Below are 19581 nucleotides of genomic sequence, written 5' to 3'. Positions count from 1 at the left end.
ATTAAAAATATTGTCAAATGACGCGTGACTTTGATGAGCTGTGTATAATCGCAGTTTCTCTTTATTCTGGAGTTGTGCGCAATCATGGTATTCAACGTTCTGCAAAAACAGCTTGATGAAAGTACGCAGTGCCCGTTATGTAAGGCCTCCATGTACTGGATCGAGGCAGAACAGTATGATCAGGACATTACTTATCATGAATGCAGCCACTGCCAGCATCAGCTCTATACCGACCAGAAACATAACTGTTATTGCGATCAGTGTCTGGCTCAGCGTAAACGTATGCTGAAAGAAGTCCGTTTACAGGAAAACCGGAAATTTCATAAAAAACAGGATCGGCATGAATATGAGCTCAATCAGCTCAGCTTTATTAATAAACTGTTTCTGCTCTCGATTCTGGATGAACAGGTTCAGGAACATAGCCAGCATCAGGAATATATTGACTGGCATGCCATTAAATATTATTCCATCAGCCCGAATTACCTGTATCAGCATGGTCTGGTCAAAAATCTGCTGAAAGACCAGATTCTAGTTCCTAGAGATATTCAACAAGAGAATCAGCAGTACTATATTAATGTACGTCTGGATGGCTATTCTGAGCCAAGCCTGTTTAGTATTACCCAGCAATTGCGTTACTGGTTCTATGAAAATCTGAGCAAAGGCGTACCTTTTAAAAGTGCGGATGAAGTCAAAGATGCACTGTATTGTCTGCTGTATCAGGAAGTCATTCAATTCGCTCAGTTCTATTGCCGTAGCTGGGGTATCCAGATTGCGGGCAATCAAAGTTTTCAGGCTTTCTGCTATCGCCTGCTCGATGTTTTGGCTGTGGGACAGATTTATTATCTGGTGCAATCGGCCCTCGAATATCTGTATCAGCAGAAAGCTTTAAAACCACGAAATGAAAATTTCATTAATACCAATTTACTGAAAAAGACCCTACAGCAATATCGGGAACGTTCAGTGAATGAAAAATGGGAAACCTCTATCCTGCCTCGTCCACCGCAATTGCCTTTGAGCAAAATGAGCAGCATCCTGTTTTTCCGCTTCCTGGGTTATGATGAAAATATTTTCTTCCAGCCGGTCTGGCGTTCATGGCAAAAGATTGAACCACGCCTGAAATTTTATTCACAAAAACGCTGTATGCATTGCGGCTCACAAGAGCTTACTGTTGAATATGATGCCAGCGATTATGTCAGCCTGTTATGCCGTAACTGCAAACATCAAGACCATTATTTTACCCGCTAAGCATTTAGCAGCTCTATTCATATTTGAAAGATCAGGATGATGAATACTTCCGTGCAACAATTACAAAATACTCTTTTCGATCAGATCTGTGAAGCCTGGTCATTGCTTCAAGAGCAGCAACCCTTGGTGCATGTGATGACCAATGCGGTGGCCAGCAATTATGTGGCCAATATCTTGCTGGCTGCGAATGCTTCGCCCGCTATGATTGATAATCCTTTTGAAGCAGAGAGCTTTGTCAAAATTGCTGGAGCACTCAGTTTAAATTTGGGAACGCCGACTACCGAACAGGTCGAGGCGATGCAGATCGCTGCTAAAACAGCACACAGTATCCAAAAGTCATGGGTACTAGATCCTGTTGGTTATGGAAATGTACTGCATTGGCGTTCAGGTGTTGTGGATCAGCTCATGACCTATCAACCCACAATTTTACGGGGGAATGCTTCAGAAATTGGTGCTTTGGCAGGGAAAAATATTGAGTCCAAAGGCGTCAATAGCACTGTCGATAGCTCAGAAGTCTATCTACAGGCGCAGGCCTTACTGGAACAATGTGAATGTATCGCTATTTCAGGTGAGTCTGATTACATCATTTCCAGAGATTATCCGGTGATTCAGGTTTTAGGCGGTTCATATTTACAGCCGCGCGTCACAGCAACTGGATGTGCCCTAGGGGCCCTGATTGCAGCGTATAGTGCAGTAAGTTCTCCTGCGATCGCAGCGCTCTCTGCTCATGTTCATTTTGCAATCGCCGGTCAATTGGCTTTTGCCAAAGCACCGACCTTAGGCCAGTTTAATGCTGCATTTACCGATGAGATCCATCAATTGAATATAGAAACGATCCGTCAATATGCAGACTTTCGGATTTTGGCGGATTAAGCATCAGTCGGGTGTTTTATAATGAACACATAGAACACCCTATTACACTATTCAACTTATTTTTAGATAATTAAATTCAGCCCTAATCTGGCAAAAATAATTTTTCAAGCGCTCAAGCTGAGTATTGTGTAAGCTTTAGATGAGCTTTTGTATCTCGAATTTGACTAATATCTTTCAAAATTACGTGAAATATATATTTTACCACTTAGTCAAATTCACACTTATTTTTAAACTTTATTTAAATTTGTTTAATAATTCTAAATAAAGCATGTCTGGATTTTGATACTTCAGTAAGATTTATTACTTCTAAACCTGTAAAACCTATTACGCATTCTTGGCTTCCGAAATATTCAATACTCCATTTAGCCTGAAGAATAAGCTTAGGTGAGCATTAATATCTAAGTCATAAATAATATTCAATAAAAGAGTCAGTTGCCCTTAAGCAACTGACTCAAAAAATAATCAAGACAGGCGATTAACCCTGATAATGGATACTCACCGACTTAATCCGGTTATTTTCGATTTCCATTACCTTGAATTGAATACCTTGGTAGTTCAGTTCAGTGCCTACCTCGACCACACTATTGGTTTTATCCAGAATCAGACCGGCAACACTGATATAGCCTGCATCTTCATCAATCAGATCCAGCATACCGAGCTCAAGTTCTAACTGGTACAAATCCAGCATACCAGATGCAATCCAGTGTGTATCATCAACTTTGACCAGATCCAGCTGCTCATCGGCATCCGGGAATTCACCGGCAATTGCCTCAAACACATCTAGCGGTGAAATCAGACCTTGTACATGACCAAATTCATCGCTTACCAGCACCAGAGAGCCTTTTGAGGTACGTAAGGTATTAATCGCGTCAATCACCTTCATTCTTTCAAAGATATAGATAGGGCGATGACGCTTGATCAAAGCTTTTAACTCTTCCGGTTCATCCAGTACATCTAACAGCTCTTTGGCACGAACGATGGTAATCACCTTATCCAGACTGCCCCGACAAACCGGAAACAGGCTGTGGGGTACAGACAGGATTTTTTCACGGATTTGTTCCGGACTATCCTCCAGATCGACCCAGGAAATCTGACTTCGTGGGGTCATGATCGATGCTACAGAACGCTCTGCCAAGGTCAATACCCCGCCAATCATATAGCGTTCTTCATCCGCAAAGGTTTCCTGTGCTTCATGCTGAGTAGTACTGGTGGTTTCAAGCTTAGCGCCCATCAGTTGGAGAATACTGTTAGCAGTGCGATGACGCAACGGAATCTTGGCTTCATGTTTCGCAGCATTGCGCTGACTAAACTGGTTAAAGGCTTCAACTGCAATTGCAACGCCAATACCAGAATAGATGTAACCTTTCGGAATATGGAAACCGAAACCTTCTGCCATCAGGCTGATCCCGATCAGTAGCAGGAAGCTCAAACACAGAATCACGACCGTAGGATGACGATTCACAAAGTCAGTCAATGGTTTAGACGCCAATAACATCACGGCCATCGCGATAATCATGGCCGCCATCATGACATAGATATTATCGACCATACCTACGGCGGTAATCACCGAGTCCAGTGAAAATACGGCATCCAGTATGACAATCTGAGCCACAACTGCTGTAAAGCCTGCATATGCCACCTTGGTCGTAACCTGTATTTCAGGCTTGCCTTCAATTTTTTCATGAAGTTCGGTAACAGCTTTATAGAGCAGGAATAAACCACCAAAGAGCAGAATCAAATCCCGTCCGGAGAAGGTCCAGTTAAATAATTGAATAAGCGGTTGAGTCAAGGTGACTAACCAGGAGATCGCGAACAACAGACCTAAACGCATCAGCAAGGCTAAGGATAGACCGATCACACGGGCCTTATCACGCTGTTCAGGGGGAAGTTTCTCAGCCAGAATGGCAATAAAGACTAGGTTATCAATACCTAAAACGATTTCGAGAATAATAAGAGTAATTAAACCAACCCAAATTCCGGGATCTAATAAAAATTCCATTAGAACACCATCCCGTTTGAGTATGTAAGCAACGAATATGGAAGATCAACGCACGGCGAGGGATCCATTTAATTTAACCTTTTCGACTTAAGATGTATCTATTATGCATAAACTTATGATTTTTGAACAATAAAATTTATGAAAAACTGTTGCACCGCTTTGCCTCTCCTCATTCTAAAATCTTTTAATTTTCAAATCATTGGCCTGAATCTGTTATGTTCTACATAACTCATTACAAATTAAAGAAAATTTAGGCTTCTTTTTGACCCTAAGCGCATTAAATCTAACTGATAGAAGCCTGAGATATAAATTACTGTTTCTCTTAATATTCATATCTAATCATGCATCATAAAATATTGAATCATCCACTATCCGACTAAGTCCATTAAATCCACTTATCTAAAGACATATTTTAAATATGGATTTTTTTATTAAAATGGTTCATACACGTTATGAATAGTTAGTCGTGGGATCAAAAAGATGCATAAGTTTCTCATCCAAAACGGTTTTATTCGATGAGTGACCAATTTAAATGTACTCGCTCTAGCTTTCGGTCAGATTTGAGAAATCCGCATCTGCATCGTGCTACAGATTAAAAATGTATCAGAGCATTCATTTAAACAGCATCGATTTTGAATTGTATTTCTGCATACTCACCAAAAGTAAGATATGCGCAGGTCGGCCATTTATCCATATGGTTTGCCAACCCAGCTCTTATTTAGACTCTAAACCTAATCTGGAGCCTTAAGATTTGCATGTCATATCAATGCCATTCATCTGGATAAAGACAGTTACAATTTGCCCCGATTGAGCTACAACATGTAAATCGCCTGATTTTTTGATGTTAAGAAGATCTAACAAATGCAATCTCGTTAACATTTTAAAAATAAAGGTTGAAACATGTATAAACTTTTACATAAAATGTCAGTGCCCTAGAAAAATAAATAAAAGGAACATTTCATGACTAAAAAATATGCAAAATTTTTACCTTGTGCAGAAGACTTTAATTTAGAAAACTTTCCATACTACTGGGTGACTCAAGTCCATGCCCAATATGTCCTAAATGTAGATCATGCACTAAAAAAGTATGGTGTCGATAATTCACGTCGCCGTATCTTGCTTGCTCTTAAAGCCAAACCACATGCCAGCGTTTCTGACCTGTCAGAAATGGTCGTATCTAAAATGTCGACAACCACCAAGATCGTTTATCGCTTAAAAGATGAAGGTCTGGTTGAAACCTATTCCTGTGAAGACGATGCTCGTATTACCCGTGTCGTGCTGACTGAAAAAGGAATGGAAATGACACATAAAATTAATGACCTGACCAATGTTGTACTGGAACAGTCATTTGAAGGGCTAACCCCATTACAAATTGAAAAAACTATGGAAAGCTTACGCCATATCTTTAAAAATTTGGCTCGTTAAGTATTTTTTCAATTTTGAATTTAGCTGGCGAGATCAATAACACCTTTTATAATAATTAACGATCCGCCATTGCTTTCTAGGTTTTAGGAATCAAAAAAGTTCAGCTGTGGACTGGCTTTTTTGATTCTTTCTTTTGGTACATGTGAACATTCGAACTCCTCCACTGGAAATCCCTGTACAAAGCTACGAATATCCGGTTGCGTGAGATTCAGCCATTCATGTAAACGTTCGTGCGGAATCACAATAACTGAACGTTTAATATTCCCCGGCTCATGAAACTCTTTCATCATGGGATGGTCTATTGCATCCATCGTAATCATACTAGCCGAACGTACGATTTCATCCTGCACCCGAGCAATTTCATACAGTGCCGCAATAAAGGTCGCTTTTCCATCTTTACGCCTGACGCCCCAGCGCTGTGGTTTATTATCAAAATACTTTGACTCATAAAATTCCGAGACGGGAATCACCCCAAACTTGCATTTGGCTGTCGCTTCTGCAAAGGTTGGTTTTTGCAGCAAAGTTTCATTTCTGGCATTGTAGGTTTTTGTCCCAATCGTTTTATCCTCTGCCCATTTGGGAATAAAGCCAAAGTTAACCGAGCGCCATTCCAGACCTTGATCAGATTGAAATAACAAGGGGGTAGCATAATTCGGATAGACTTCTTCCGGATATTCAAAGGGAATTTCCGGCAAGCCCAGATCATGTATTTGCTGTGAAGTTAAAGGCTTAAAGTTGGCACACATGCTTAATCAGACAGATCACTTGATGTTCTGATTATAGCTTGATGCCAAGCTTAAACCTGTATGGATTATGGATAAGTTTCTATCATTTAATATTATTCACTGGGTACAGTCAGCCAGTGAGTACGGGTGAATTCCTCAAAAATCCAGCGTCCATTAAAACGCCCAAGCCCAGAGTTTTTCTCTCCCCCAAACGGAGCATTAGCCTGATCTGCCACACTAATACCATTGATATGAGTCATACCGATATCCAGCTGTTCTGTAAAACTAATACCACGTTCAATATTCGAGGTACAAACCGCACTAGATAAGCCAAAACGGGTATCATTGGCCAGCTTTAAGGCATGTGCTTCATCACGAGCTTTCAGTACTGGCAGAATCGGTCCAAAACTTTCTTCCTGAGCCAGTGGAGATTCAGGTGCTACCCCAGTAAAGATATGTGGATAGACCAGATTACCTTCTATCCCCCCTTCGTATACCAGCTCTGCACCCTGCTCTTTTGCACTTTGAATAATCTGCTGATGTTTTTTGATCTGACTCTGATTGATGATCGGCCCAATGATGGTCTCTTCTAGATTTGGATCACCCACAGCAACAGTTTTCACTCGCTCTAAAAGTTTTTCCACATAGGCATCATGAATAGACGCATCGACAATGACCCGATTGGTGCTCATACAGATTTGCCCCTGATGCATAAAGCGTCCCATGATTGTCAGTTCTACTGCCAGCTCAAGATCAGCATCATCCAGAATCACCAGTGGCGCATTTCCGCCCAGTTCCAGCGCCAGACGTTTAATTCGAGGGCTGGCTAAGGCTTTACTTCCTACATTCTGTCCGACTTCAGTAGAGCCCGTGAATGAGATCATTTTTGGAATCGGATGTTCGACAAAATAATCACCGATTTCACTGCCTGCACCTGAAATCACATTGAGCACACCTGCGGGTAAACCAGCTTCTTCAAACAATTTGCCTAATAAGGTTCCACCTGTCACTGGTGTATCACTTGCTGGCTTGAGTACCACACTATTTCCACAGGCAATCGCTGTTGCTACCGAACGCATGGATAAATGAAATGGAAAATTCCATGGGCTAATGACACCAATCACACCCAAGGGTTTACGCAGTACCAGACTTTTACGTTGGGGATCTTTGCTCTCCAGCTGTTCAGTCTTGATCTGCTCCGGAAATTTCTGACTTTCCTGAATAATGGATAAAGCAGCGCCAACTTCCAGACCCGCTTTAAAACGGGTACTTCCAGACTCAAGAATTAACCAGTCAATAATTTCATCTTGGCGTGCCTGAATCACCTGTTGTAGTTTTTGCAGGATTTGCTGTCTTAACTCAACTGATTTAATAGCACCCTGTTGAAAGGCTTTATCAGCTGCCGCATAAGCCGCATCAACATCTGCTGTACTGGCAGCCTGCAAAGTAAAAATCGTATCTTGAGTATAAGGATTCAAATTCTGAATCATTTTCTGGGAACGGCCAGGTTGCCACTGACCCGCAATAAACTGCTGATCCAAATGTTGATATGCCATGCTGTTCTTCCCTGCAATTTATTGATTTGCTTTTACTTTAGCAGAGCCATTTCAGGATGGAAGTGACAGCGACGAATTGTTACGCTTTTATCTTTAACTTTATAAGTAAGTGGAACTTACTGATGCATGATTCTCTTTTATCGCAGTTTAAATCTTCCAGTACATCAGCCAAAATACGATTCTTAGAAATTAAAAATTGCGAATTAAACTGAGTCTTAAATATCACTATCCAAAGCTCTACAGCTACCCAGCATGAGGAACTGTAAACGCTCATAGGAATACCGACTGGCAGATATAAAGCTACTGTTTAACAGATAATTATTATTAAAATTTTCTTCTGTGACATTGTTCTGTTTTAGGTGTTCAGTCAGTTAGTTTACCTTCCAAAAGAACATTTTTATCCTTAGATCTTTTTTAAGAGCAATAAAAAAGCCTCCGAAGAGGCTTTTTTTCAAGTTACAGGATTAGTCACCTGTATAACCTTTAAGTTTTAAACGAGCTGCATGTAGAAGCGGCTCTGTATAGCCTGATGGCTGTTCACCACCTTTGAAGATCAGATCAGAAGCAGCCTGGAATGCAATGCTGTTGTCAAAGTCAGCAGCCATTGGCTTGTACAGTGGATCATTCGCATTTTGCTCATCCACAATTTTCGCCATGCGTTGCATTACTTCTTCAACCTGTTCACGCGTTACAATTCCGTGACGTAACCAGTTTGCAACATGCTGAGAAGAAATACGTAAAGTTGCACGGTCTTCCATCAAGCCCACATCATTGATGTCTGGAACTTTAGAACAACCTACACCCAGATCAACCCAACGAACCACATAACCCAGGATACCTTGGCAGTTATTTTCCAGTTCTTTCAGTTTCTCTTCTTCAGACCAGTTAGTATCAGTTGCAAGAGGTGGAGTTAACAAATCATCTAAAGGCAATGCTTCAGTTGCAAGAAGTTCCTGCTGACGGTTCGCTACATTAATTTGATGGTAGTGAATCGCATGAATCACTGCACCTGTTGGAGATGGAACCCATGCACAGCTTGCGCCTGCTTCAGGGTGCTCAGTCTTAGTCTTGTACATGTCTAACAGCATGTCTGGTTTTGGCCACATGCCTTTACCAATCTGTGCTTTACCACGTAGACCTGTTTGCAAACCTACCATGACGTTACGGTTTTCGTAAGCTGGGAACCATTTTTGGCCTTTGATTTCGCCCTTACGCACGAATGGACCTGCTTCCATGAAGGTATGGATTTCATCACCTGTACGATCCATGAAACCGGTGTTAATGAAGATGGTACGGTCTTTCGCCTGAGCAATACAGTTTTTCAGGTTAACTGAAGTACGACGCTCTTCATCCATGATACCAATTTTCAGCGTTTTAGCAGGTAAGCCAAGCGCCTGTTCAGCACGTTCAAACAGTTCAACCGCAAATGCAACTTCTTCCGGACCGTGCATTTTTGGCTTAACGATGTACATAGAACCGGTACGTGAGTTCTTGATCGTGTTCTCACCACGGATATCAGCCACAGAAAGCAATGGAGTGACCAATGCATCCATAATGCCTTCATAAATTTCTTCGCCATCTACAAGGATCGCCGGGTTTGTCATCAAGTGACCAACGTTACGAAGCAGCATCAATGAACGGCCATGAACCTTGGTCTCACCGCCTTCAACATTTTTGAAAGTACGGTCAGCATTTAGTTTACGGGTAATGGTCTTGCCATTTTTCTCGATAGACTCTTCAAGCGTACCTTTCATCAAGCCTAACCAGTTACGGTAGCCTTCTACTTTTTCTTCAGCATCAACTGCTGCAACAGAGTCTTCCAAGTCCTGAATCGTCGTTACAGCTGCTTCAAGCACAACGTCTTTTACGCCTGCAGCATCTGTTTGGCCAATTGGGCTGTTTGCATCAATCTGGATGATCGCATGCAGGCCGTTATTTTTCAATACAATTTCAGTCGGTGCAGAAGCTTCGCCATTGTAACCAACGAATTTAGAGCTATCCGCAACAGTTGTGGTAGAGCCGTCTTTCAGCGTTACAACCAGTGCATTACCTTCAACTGCATATTTGGTTGCATCAGCATGTGAACCTTGTGCCAGCGGGAATGTTTCATTTAAGAAGTTTTTCGCGAATGCGATAACTTTCTCACCACGTTTCGGGTTATAGCCTTTACCTTTTTCAGCACCATCTTCTTCAGAGATCACGTCGAAGCCGTATAAAGCGTCGTATAAAGAACCCCAGCGTGCATTCGCTGCGTTCAGGCAGTAACGTGCATTACGTACTGGAACTACCAGCTGTGGGCCAGCCAATAGTGCAATCTCTTCGTCTACATTTTCAGTGCTGATCTGGAAATCTTCTACTTCTGGTAATAAGTAGCCAATTTCAGTCAAGAAAGCTTTGTAAGCTTGTAATTCAAATGTGTTATTGCGATGCCATTCATCAATTTTAGCTTGAATATCATCACGCTTAGCCAAAAGTGCTTTGTTTTTAGGGCTAAGATCAACAACGACTTGTTCAAAGTTCTTCCAGTATGTTTCGCTGTCCAAACCAGAACCTGGTAGTGCTTCATTTTCGATAAAATCGTAAAGTTCTTTAGCAATCGCTAACTTGCCTTTTTGAATACGTGCAGTCATTGTCTTTCCTGATATTGCTACTTTTTATACAAGAGATTCTAGTATACCGATTAAAATCTAGCTGAATAGTACTATCACACCGCAAAATAATGAGCATTTTTCTAATAAGAATACCCTCATATTCTTATTAAATGATGTCACACACGATGCAATATCATCCTGCTAAATACCCTCATGACAGTGTATAAAGTTTTTGAAATGTAGAAATTAGACTTAAGTTCAGATTTTTGAATAAAAGTTGTCCGTTCTTTTTATACAAGGTCATATTTAGATCAAGATTAAGCCATGTTTGGCTGAGCTTGTCGATCTTTGACGCAATGGAATGCATAAAAAAGCGCCGGTCATGACCAGCGCTTGTTGTATTTATTCAGGCTCACTTGAAGCTATTTTCTCGATCTGGCGATGTTCTGAATGCAGATATTCATCTGATTGCATCTCTAGCAAACGTGAACGGGTCCGTTCAATTTCGAAAGCCAGTCGCTCACCTTTATAAAGATCAATAATATTATCTTCTGAAGTCAGCAGTAATTTGACTCCACGGTCATAAAATTCATCGACCAGATAAATAAAACGGCGTGTGGCATCATTTAGGAAATCGGTTAAATGCGGCACATTGCTGACCAATACCGTATTGTAGATATTCGCAATTTCAATGAAGTCAGCCGGACTACGCGGTTTTAGGCATAGTTCAGAGAACTCACACCACAACACATCTTCAGTATGTGCCACAGTTTCAACAATGCGGTTATTGATGATGATTGGTTCTTGAGAAGAGGTTTGGGTTTGAGTCAGTGCGGTATAGCGATGTGCCAACCAGTTTTTATTATCATGCGTTAGTGGATATTTGAATAATTGCGCCTGCTTTAAGACACGTAAACGGTAATCCACACCGGCATCTACATTCAGAATGACACAGTTTTTCTTGACCATTTCAATGGTTGGCAGAAAACGGTCACGGTGAATCCCATTTTTATATAAACCATCTGGTGCAATGTTCGAAGTTGCCACCAGCGTAATGCCACGCTCAAACAGCTTCTGGAACAGATCACTCAGGATCATGGCATCTGTCACGTTAGATACAAAGAATTCATCAAAACAGATCACCACAGCATCTTTATAAATCTGATCCGCTACCAGATCCAGAGGATTGCGCTGACCCGAAAGCTTGTTTAATTCACGATGCACATGTTGCATGAAATGGTGAAAGTGCATACGGGTTTTACGGCGAAATGGAATCGATTCATAAAACTGATCCATGAGCCAGGTCTTGCCACGACCTACTCCGCCCCACATATATACGCCTTTTGGCGAAGTCTGACGACGAAAACGGCGAAAGGCTTTTTTAGACGCTTTGAAGCGCTGAATTAATTCCAGCCAGGTACGATTCAGCTCATGTACTGCCATGGCCTGTGCATCATCAGGCATAAACTGTCCTGAAGACAAAGCCTGTGCATAACGTTCTGCAGGAGAGATCGGACTAAAAGCGGTGCTGTGCTGTGAATTAAAATCGGACATAGGTTTCGTACTATTCAGGATCTGTTTAATTATAGCGGAGTTTAGAACGCACACTATAACACTTTGGCATTAACTAACTTAGGCTATTTTATATATTGCCGAGGACTTTGCCCAAACCAACGCTTAAAGGCATGGTTAAAAGCAGCCGGTTCGGAATAACCCAATAACTCTGCAATCATTTCAATCGAATACTGTTTATATTCAATGAGTCGCAAAGCTTTATCTTTAATAATCTCTTCGCGAATCTGTTTATAACTGGTATCGAACTGCTGTAATTGATGGCGTAAAGTACGTTCTGGAATATTCAGAGCCTGAGCCGTTTCAGCCATACTCGGCATCAAACCGGTTTGCAGCTCCAGATAATCCTGTACTCGCTGTACCACAGTCGGGACATCAGCATCTTCCGCCAGACGTTCCAGTTCAGTCAGACACTTTGCTTCATAGACTGCAAAGGTCTCCGCATCTGCTGAAGGAATTCGGATATCCAAAATGGCCTCATCAAACCAGAATGCAGCTCTTGCAGCACCAAACTGTACCTGTGTTCCATAATAATCATGATAGATTTTCTGGGTAGCAGGTTGTTCCGGTGCGGCGAAAGGCAGTTCAATCTGCAAGTCAGGCTTGGACAAACCCATCATCTTGTAAATATCGCGAATGAACTTGAAAGTACCTGAAATCTCAGCTTGCGCGACCAGCATTCCCAGATGATCTTCCGTTTTCTTGGGATAATAGCAAAGCGCACTGCGGTACTCACTTTGCTCCACTCCCAACTGACCGGTAAGATGCGTCAATTGCTGAAAACGAATCACCTGGTGCATCGCATCACGTACAGTAGGACTGGTCACCAACAACATCAGCAAAGGCCCATAACCTGCCAATGCATAATGCTGGCCGATCAATAAACCCTGTTCTGGCTGGATATCCTGACCCACCACCTTGAGCACATCATATTCCACGCTTGGGTGAATAATTGAAGTCGGATCAAGCGCATCAACACGCAAGCCGATATTTTGCAGTTTTTGATCGACCTCTATGCCAGCCTTGCGCATGCCCTGGATCAGATACATCAGACTGAGAACAGAACGTTTCATAACCATACAAATACAATGTGATAGCTCTAGTTGTACTATAAAAATAAGCAGTCGGCTATTGCCGTTTAGATCAATTTTATATCTAATGGCCAGTTAATAAATCAAGATAATTATCCATTATTAAAATAAGCAAGGAATGCGAAGATGCTGGACAATACAAGCCTTACCCACACTCATCCTTATACCAAAGTGGCCATTATCGGTGCCGGTTTTGGCGGGATAGCGATGGCAGTACGTTTACAGCAGCAAGGCATCCATGATTTTATTATTTTAGAAAAAGATAGCGATTTTGGTGGAACTTGGCGCGATAATCAGTATCCGGGAGCGGCCTGTGATGTGCAATTACATATGTATTCCCTTTCCTTTGCTCCCAAAACTGACTGGTCAAAACGCTATGCCGAAGCACCGGAAATTTTTAGCTATATTCAGGATTTAGTCAGTGATTATAATCTTCGGGCTTTTGCTCGGCTGAATACCGAAGTACTTGGGGTTCATTACCAGCAAGACCGATGCTTATGGCAGATCCATCTGCAGGATCAAAGCATTCTGGAAGCCCAGTTTGTAGTATTTGCCTCTGGCCCTTTACATATTCCTCAAATTCCCCATATTCCGGGCATTGAAAAATTTAAGGGCAAAATCTTTCATTCTTCTCACTGGGATCATCATTATGATCTCAAGGGAAAAAATGTCGCATCGATTGGGACAGGTGGCAGTGCAATTCAATATATCCCTGAAATTGCACCCGAATGCAAACAGCTCTATGTCTTGCAACGCACTGCGGTTTGGGTCATTCCACGGGATGAGCGCCTATATCATGACTTGGAAAAAAAGCCGTTTTCCAAATATAAATGGTTCCGCAAGTTACACCGTATTCGGCTGTACTGGTCCAATGAATCACGCGTGGTGCCTATCGTTAAACCAGCTGTCATGAAATATGCTCAGAAACTGGCTGAAGCTTATATTCGTTATCAGGTCAAAGACAAGGAAACTGCCAAGAAATTAACCCCAGATTACATCATGGGCTGTAAACGGATTCTGGTGTCTAATCAATATTTCCCCACCTTTAACCGTAAAAATGTGGAACTAGTGACTGAAGGCATTCGTGAAGTGACCGAAAACAGTATTATTACAGCAGATGGTAAAGAACGTCCGATTGACTGCCTGATCTACGGTACCGGATTTATTACTGATCCTAGAATTTATCTGAAAAATTTTGATTGCACTGGCTTGAATGGCATTCACTTGAATGATGTCTGGAAAGATGGTGCCGAAAGCTATTATGAAATCTGTGTGAAAGGTTTTCCGAATCTGTTCCAGCTATTAGGACCGAATACTGTGCTGGCACATAACTCAGTGCTTTTCATGATTGAAGCCCAAGTAAGTTATATCCTACAAATGATCGCTCTAGTGGATCAATCACATAGTGATGCAATTGTGGTCAAAGATCAGGTACAGGAAAAATTCAATCAGGATGTCCAACATATGCTGGATAATACGGTCTGGCAATCTGGCTGTGTCAGCTGGTATCAACAGGAAGGTGGGAAAAATTTTGCCTTGTGGCCCACTTATACCTGGAAATACTGGCTCAAAATCAAAACCCTTAATGCGGCAGATTACTATTTTTTAAATAAAGCCAGTTAAAAGCCCTTCACATACATAGTGCTAGCGATGGCATAATAAAGACTGATTTATCATACTTTTTTATTATGCAATCGCTTTGGTTAGTATCCCAACTTCTGGTCTGTTTAGCACTTGGCTTTGTTTTTGCGAAACGGCTTCCTGCTCCCTTCACAAAAATCTGCTTTAAGGTTCTTCCTTATTTTAGTTATATCTTACTGATTGCCATCGCTTTTGAGTTTTCTGAACTTTTAGCGGAATTACCTCATCCTGCTCAGATTCTAAATACCTCTATTACAATTGCTTTTCTCACCTCTATTGGGGCATTTGGCTGTTGTTATCTGCTATTTAAATGGGCAGATTTTCAACCTTCTTCTGGACGAGTCTCCACTGAGCTAGTGATTAAATCACTGATCAATATCAGTTATGCGTTCTTCGCCTTAGCCGCTGGCTACTTGCTGCATTATAGTTCCACTCAAATGGGTCTTTCTATTCAAATCAGCACCTGGCATTTATTACTGGTCTTTATGTTTCTGATTGGACTGGATCTTGCCTATTCACCACTTGATCGCTCATGGTTGAACTGGAAAATCCTGCTGGTTCCGGCAGGTTGTATTGCTGGTTCATGCGTGGCAGCAATTGTCTATTCTTTCTGGAATCCAGATATTCATTTAAAAGACCTGATTATGCTGTCGCAAGGTTATGGTTTTTATTCCATGTCGGGTGTTGTCGTCACAGAACTGAGAAATGCAGAACTGGGTAGTATTGCCCTGATGAATGACCTGTTTCGGGAAATTTTTGCGATTTTACTGATGTATTGTGCCGGCTGGCGTTACCCAAGATCAGCAATTTCTGCTGCAGGTGCGACTGCGATGGATGTGACTTTACCCATGGTCAAACAGGCCTGTGGCAATGATTTTATTCCACATGCCATGGTGAGCGGTTTTATTTTATCTGTATTGGCGCCAGTAGCGGTAAGTGTGTTGGCGGTAATTTAAAAATCCCTCCCGACCTCCCTTTTTTAAAGGGAGGAGAAGTCCCCCTTTCATAAAGGGGGATTTAGGGGGATTCAATTAGAAATAAAATAAACTACGGAATATTAAAAATTCAAATCAACCCTACTCAATGAATCTCCTACTGTCTCCATCATCTCTGAAGCGAGTTCTACAATATCTATGCTATCAAGGCCTGACATCCAGTCCCATGAACCCGACTGTGCCTGTTGTTTATATTTTTCCTGCTGTTCGAACTGATCTGCTATTTTTTCCATCTCCAGCCTTTGTTCTAGCATCTTTTGTTCTGGTGTCTTTATTATTCTCATTTGAAATTCCTTTTTATTTTTATACAGCTTTTCTTAATGTATAAAAAAAGCCTTTCATATGAAAGGCTTTTCATCAGGTAACCGGAATTACAATGTTGCCAGAATATCTTTTAGGGTTTGACGAGGATTTTCAGACTTGGTAATTGGTCGACCAATCACCAGATGTGTTGATCCGTCCAGCATTGCCTGCTTTGGTGTCACAATACGTTTTTGATCGTCTGCATTTGAACCTTCAGGACGAATCCCAGGAGTGACCAGTGCAAAGTCTTGTCCAATGGTTTCACGCAGCATTTTCGCTTCTTGTGCGGAACAGACCACCCCATCCAGGCCACTGTCTTTGGTGAGTTGAGCCAGACGTTTTACATGTTCATTAGGCTCGATATCCAAGCCAATATCTTTCAAGTCTTCACGCCCCATTGAAGTCAACACAGTTACCGCAATGAGTTGAGTCTTATAGTTACCTGCTTTTAAACGCTCAACACAGGTCTCCATCATTTTACGACCACCTGAAGCGTGGACATTGACCATCCACACGCCCAAGTCTGCCGCAGCACATACCGCTTGTGCAGTGGTATTCGGAATATCATGGAACTTCAGATCTAAAAACACGTCAAAACCTTTGTCTTGAAGTGCTTTTACAATGATAGGACCTTCATGAGTAAATAACTCTTTGCCCACCTTTACTCGACATAAGGCAGGATCGAGCTGCTCTGCAATCGTTAAGGCATCAAATTGACTTTTAGCATCCAGTGCAACGATGATACTCATGAGAAGACCCTTCAAATTGACAAAATTAAACCATTATACGGATTAGCCCTATAACAACCAAGAATATTTTCGCAAAAATGATTTTTTGATTCAAATTAAGTCATTTATTTATATAATTTTTATATATTTTTTCTAAATATAATTTAACAATAAAAAAACGCCTTAGAAGCTAAGCTAAAAGGCGTTTAATCAAAACAGGCGAAGTAAAAAAATCAGTAGATTACTTCGACTTCTCATTTTTGTCTAAAGCGGTGCCGATGGCCTGTCATTAGAATTAATATCTAATACTGTTTTCTCATGTCGTGTATGAGCTGCCGCTTCTGCTGCCATCATCTTGGCAGTATTCAACTGTTCCTTACGTAGATGTTCAATATCTTTACGTAGTCGTTTAATTTCCCAATTACTCTGAAAAACGCGGAAAACCTGCACACCGAGTAACAAGCCAACCACTATTCCTAAGGAAAGAGTCAAAAGGAGCAATAACCCTAAGCGCATTGCAGGAACTTGAGTAAATAACAAGTCCACTGAGACCTCAGTCCCGTTTTGCAACACCAAAGCTAATGAATAGCCAAAGACGAGCAATAAAAGAATGACCAGAACGTAACGCATGAACACCCCGTAAATATCTTGTTTATTTGTTTGCAGATTCGTTTACTGCATCACGAAGTGCTTTACCTGGCTTAAAGTGTGGAACAGCTTTTGCTGCAACTTCAACAGATTTACCAGTTTTAGGATTACGACCCACACGAGGCTCACGATGATGCAATGCAAAGCTGCCAAACCCGCGAATCTCAATACGGTTATCAGATGATAAAGCTTCAATCATTTGATCAATCATAATTTTAACTGCTTCTTCCACTAAAGGTTCAGCCAAATGCGGATTCTTTAGCGCGATGCGCTCTATTAAGTCAGACTTATTAAGTGCTTCAGTAGTCATCTGCGACCTCTTTAATTATCAAGCTACTCGGGATCTATTTTCCGATAATAACCTGTTTAAATACAAAACGGTAGCGCAATAATTAAATACTACGCTACCGTTTACAGTATTTGTGTAAAAAGTATTACTTAACTTACATTAACAATACAATTCACCATCTACTCTTAGTGATTCATTTGCGCTTTGATCAAGTCACCAATAGTTTTAGGACCATTGTCTTGACCAGCAGCAGCTGTTTTCAGGTTAGCAACAGCTTCTTTCTCTTCAGCTTCGTCTTTCGCTTTGATAGACAAGTTGATAGAGCGAGATTTACGATCTACATTGATGATCTTAGCTTCAACTTCTTGACCAACTTCTAGGAATTTAGTCGCATCTTCAACGCGGTCGCGGTTGATTTCAGATGCTTTAAGAGTTGCTTCAACTTCATCAGCTAACTTAACAGTAGCGCCTTTAGCGTCAACTGCAGTTACAGTACCTTTAACAAGCGCACCGCGTTCGTTAGCAGCTAAGAAATCGTTGAACGGATCGCTGTTCAATTGTTTGATACCAAGGCTGATACGGTTGCCTTCAGCATCTACAGACAGGATAACTGCTTCAACAGTGTCACCTTTCTTGTAACGACGGATCGCTTCTTCGCCTTGTTCGTTCCAAGAGATGTCAGACAAGTGAACTAGACCATCGATACCGCCTGGTAAACCGATGAAGATACCGAAGTCAGTGATTGACTTGATAGTACCTGAAACTTTTTCACCTTTGTCGTGGTTCTTAGCAAACTCTTCCCATGGGTTAGCACGAGTTTGTTTAATACCAAGAGAAATACGACGACGCTCTTCGTCTACTTCAAGAACCATAACATCAACTTCGTCACCGATCTGAACTACTTTAGATGGGTGGATGTTTTTGTTAGTGTGGTCCATTTCTGAAACGTGTACTAAGCCTTCAACGCCTTCAGCGATTTCTGCGAAACAGCCGTAGTCAGTCAGGTTAGTTACGCGAGCTTTAACGATAGAACCTTTAGGGTAACGGCTCATGATCGCTAACCATGGATCTTCACCTAATTGTTTAAGGCCTAAAGATACGCGGTTACGTTCGCGGTCGAATTTAAGTACTTTAACAGTAACTTCTTGACCCACTTCAACAACTTCTGATGGGTGCTTGATACGTTTCCAAGCCATATCAGTGATGTGAAGAAGACCGTCGATACCGCCAAGGTCAACGAATGCACCGTAGTCAGTAAGGTTTTTGATAGTACCAGTAACTGTTTGACCTTCTTCAAGCTGAGCAAGAAGAGCTTCACGGTCAGCTGAAGATTCAGCTTCCATAACAGCACGACGTGAAACAACAACGTTGTTACGTTTAGCGTCAAGTTTGATTACTTTGAATTCTAACTCTTTACCTTCCAAGTGAGTAGTATCACGGATAGGACGAGTATCAACTAAAGAACCTGGAAGGAACGCACGAACTGGACCGATGTCAACAGTGAAACCGCCTTTAACTTTACCAGAGATAACACCAGTAACGATTTCGCCGTCTTCAAAGATTTTTTCAAGTTTAGTCCAAGTCTCAGCGCGTTTAGCTTTTTCGCGAGAAAGAACTGTTTGACCCATACCGTTGTCAAGTGCTTCAACAACTACGTCTACAGTGTCGCCAACTTGAACTTCAAGTTCGCGCTGTTCATTTAAGAACTCAGCACGGTCAACAACGCCTTCAGATTTAAGGCCAGTGTCAACAGTTACCCAATCAGAGTCGATGCTTACTACAACGCCTTGGATGACTGCACCCTTTTCAACGTTGAGGTTTAATTCGCTTTCTTCAAAGAGGGCTGCAAAAGATTCGGTCATGATATATCCGATAAAGTCAGCGGTCTTGGATCAGACAA

General features: G+C 41.6%; 16 protein-coding genes. 5 read left to right on the top strand and 11 right to left on the bottom strand.

Annotation, left to right across the window (positions count from 1 at the left end):
- The first annotated feature begins 84 nt into the window (after nucleotides 1–84).
- Nucleotides 85–1245 carry a hypothetical protein gene (locus tag FTV13_RS07270; RefSeq protein ID WP_179992448.1) on the top strand — a complete coding sequence of 387 codons (1161 nt, stop codon included), beginning with the start codon at nucleotides 85–87 and terminating at the stop codon, nucleotides 1243–1245.
- A 39-nt stretch (nucleotides 1246–1284) separates the two neighbouring features.
- Nucleotides 1285–2118 (top strand): hydroxyethylthiazole kinase, encoded by an 834-nt coding sequence (thiM, locus tag FTV13_RS07265; RefSeq protein WP_166135031.1) that lies wholly within the window; start codon nucleotides 1285–1287, stop codon nucleotides 2116–2118.
- Between the two features lie 475 nt (nucleotides 2119–2593).
- Here the strand turns inward: thiM and FTV13_RS07260 are convergent, their stop codons facing one another.
- Nucleotides 2594–4117 (bottom strand): TerC family protein, encoded by a 1524-nt coding sequence (locus FTV13_RS07260; protein ID WP_179992446.1) that lies wholly within the window; start codon nucleotides 4115–4117, stop codon nucleotides 2594–2596.
- A 960-nt stretch (nucleotides 4118–5077) separates the two neighbouring features.
- Between FTV13_RS07260 and FTV13_RS07255 the strand changes: the two genes are divergently transcribed.
- Complete coding sequence (locus FTV13_RS07255; RefSeq protein ID WP_179992445.1) at nucleotides 5078–5542, top strand: MarR family winged helix-turn-helix transcriptional regulator; 465 nt, start codon at nucleotides 5078–5080, stop codon at nucleotides 5540–5542.
- 83 nt (nucleotides 5543–5625) lie between these two features.
- Here FTV13_RS07255 and FTV13_RS07250 read toward each other — a convergent pair whose 3' ends face one another.
- From FTV13_RS07250 to FTV13_RS07230, 5 genes are all read right to left on the bottom strand, one after another.
- Nucleotides 5626–6288: an SOS response-associated peptidase family protein gene (locus tag FTV13_RS07250; protein WP_004783965.1), complete on the bottom strand. Its 663-nt coding sequence runs from the start codon at nucleotides 6286–6288 to the stop codon at nucleotides 5626–5628.
- A 92-nt stretch (nucleotides 6289–6380) separates the two neighbouring features.
- The gene (locus tag FTV13_RS07245; RefSeq protein WP_179992444.1) at nucleotides 6381–7823 is read right to left on the bottom strand and encodes an aldehyde dehydrogenase family protein; all 1443 of its coding nucleotides are present in this window, start codon (nucleotides 7821–7823) and stop codon (nucleotides 6381–6383) included.
- Between the two features lie 464 nt (nucleotides 7824–8287).
- On the bottom strand, nucleotides 8288–10453 hold the full coding sequence (locus tag FTV13_RS07240) for a malate synthase G (RefSeq protein WP_034702314.1): 2166 nt from the start codon (nucleotides 10451–10453) through the stop codon (nucleotides 8288–8290).
- Between the two features lie 363 nt (nucleotides 10454–10816).
- Nucleotides 10817–11968, bottom strand: coding sequence for a cell division protein ZapE (zapE, locus tag FTV13_RS07235; RefSeq protein WP_104425963.1), 1152 nt, complete (start codon nucleotides 11966–11968; stop codon nucleotides 10817–10819).
- Nucleotides 11969–12051: 83 nt separating this feature from the next.
- Nucleotides 12052–13059, bottom strand: coding sequence for an AraC family transcriptional regulator (locus FTV13_RS07230; protein WP_166135051.1), 1008 nt, complete (start codon nucleotides 13057–13059; stop codon nucleotides 12052–12054).
- 144 nt (nucleotides 13060–13203) lie between these two features.
- Between FTV13_RS07230 and FTV13_RS07225 the strand changes: the two genes are divergently transcribed.
- Together FTV13_RS07225 and FTV13_RS07220 are read left to right on the top strand one after the other, a co-directional pair.
- The gene (locus FTV13_RS07225; protein WP_180011515.1) at nucleotides 13204–14700 is read left to right on the top strand and encodes an NAD(P)/FAD-dependent oxidoreductase; all 1497 of its coding nucleotides are present in this window, start codon (nucleotides 13204–13206) and stop codon (nucleotides 14698–14700) included.
- Nucleotides 14701–14765: 65 nt separating this feature from the next.
- A complete protein-coding gene (locus tag FTV13_RS07220; RefSeq protein WP_179992442.1) occupies nucleotides 14766–15674 on the top strand; it encodes a lysine exporter LysO family protein in 909 nt (302 codons plus the stop codon).
- A 101-nt stretch (nucleotides 15675–15775) separates the two neighbouring features.
- Here the strand turns inward: FTV13_RS07220 and FTV13_RS07215 are convergent, their stop codons facing one another.
- The 5 genes from FTV13_RS07215 to rpsA form a co-directional block, all read right to left on the bottom strand.
- On the bottom strand, nucleotides 15776–15997 hold the full coding sequence (locus FTV13_RS07215) for a hypothetical protein (protein WP_005236122.1): 222 nt from the start codon (nucleotides 15995–15997) through the stop codon (nucleotides 15776–15778).
- Nucleotides 15998–16084: 87 nt separating this feature from the next.
- Nucleotides 16085–16765: an orotidine-5'-phosphate decarboxylase gene (pyrF, locus tag FTV13_RS07210; protein ID WP_166139453.1), complete on the bottom strand. Its 681-nt coding sequence runs from the start codon at nucleotides 16763–16765 to the stop codon at nucleotides 16085–16087.
- Between the two features lie 243 nt (nucleotides 16766–17008).
- The gene (locus FTV13_RS07205; RefSeq protein WP_005236124.1) at nucleotides 17009–17374 is read right to left on the bottom strand and encodes a lipopolysaccharide assembly protein LapA domain-containing protein; all 366 of its coding nucleotides are present in this window, start codon (nucleotides 17372–17374) and stop codon (nucleotides 17009–17011) included.
- Between the two features lie 22 nt (nucleotides 17375–17396).
- Complete coding sequence (locus tag FTV13_RS07200; RefSeq protein ID WP_005097312.1) at nucleotides 17397–17702, bottom strand: integration host factor subunit beta; 306 nt, start codon at nucleotides 17700–17702, stop codon at nucleotides 17397–17399.
- A gap of 164 nt (nucleotides 17703–17866) precedes the next feature.
- Nucleotides 17867–19543: a 30S ribosomal protein S1 gene (rpsA, locus tag FTV13_RS07195; protein ID WP_004783987.1), complete on the bottom strand. Its 1677-nt coding sequence runs from the start codon at nucleotides 19541–19543 to the stop codon at nucleotides 17867–17869.
- Nucleotides 19544–19581 lie beyond the last annotated feature (38 nt).

Origin of the sequence: Acinetobacter sp. YH12235, from assembly GCF_013417705.1 — a bacterium.
In the GTDB taxonomy this organism is placed as follows: Bacteria; Pseudomonadota; Gammaproteobacteria; order Pseudomonadales; family Moraxellaceae; genus Acinetobacter.
Note: the sequence above shows the minus strand (reverse complement) of the source record. Positions and strands in the feature narration are given on the sequence as shown.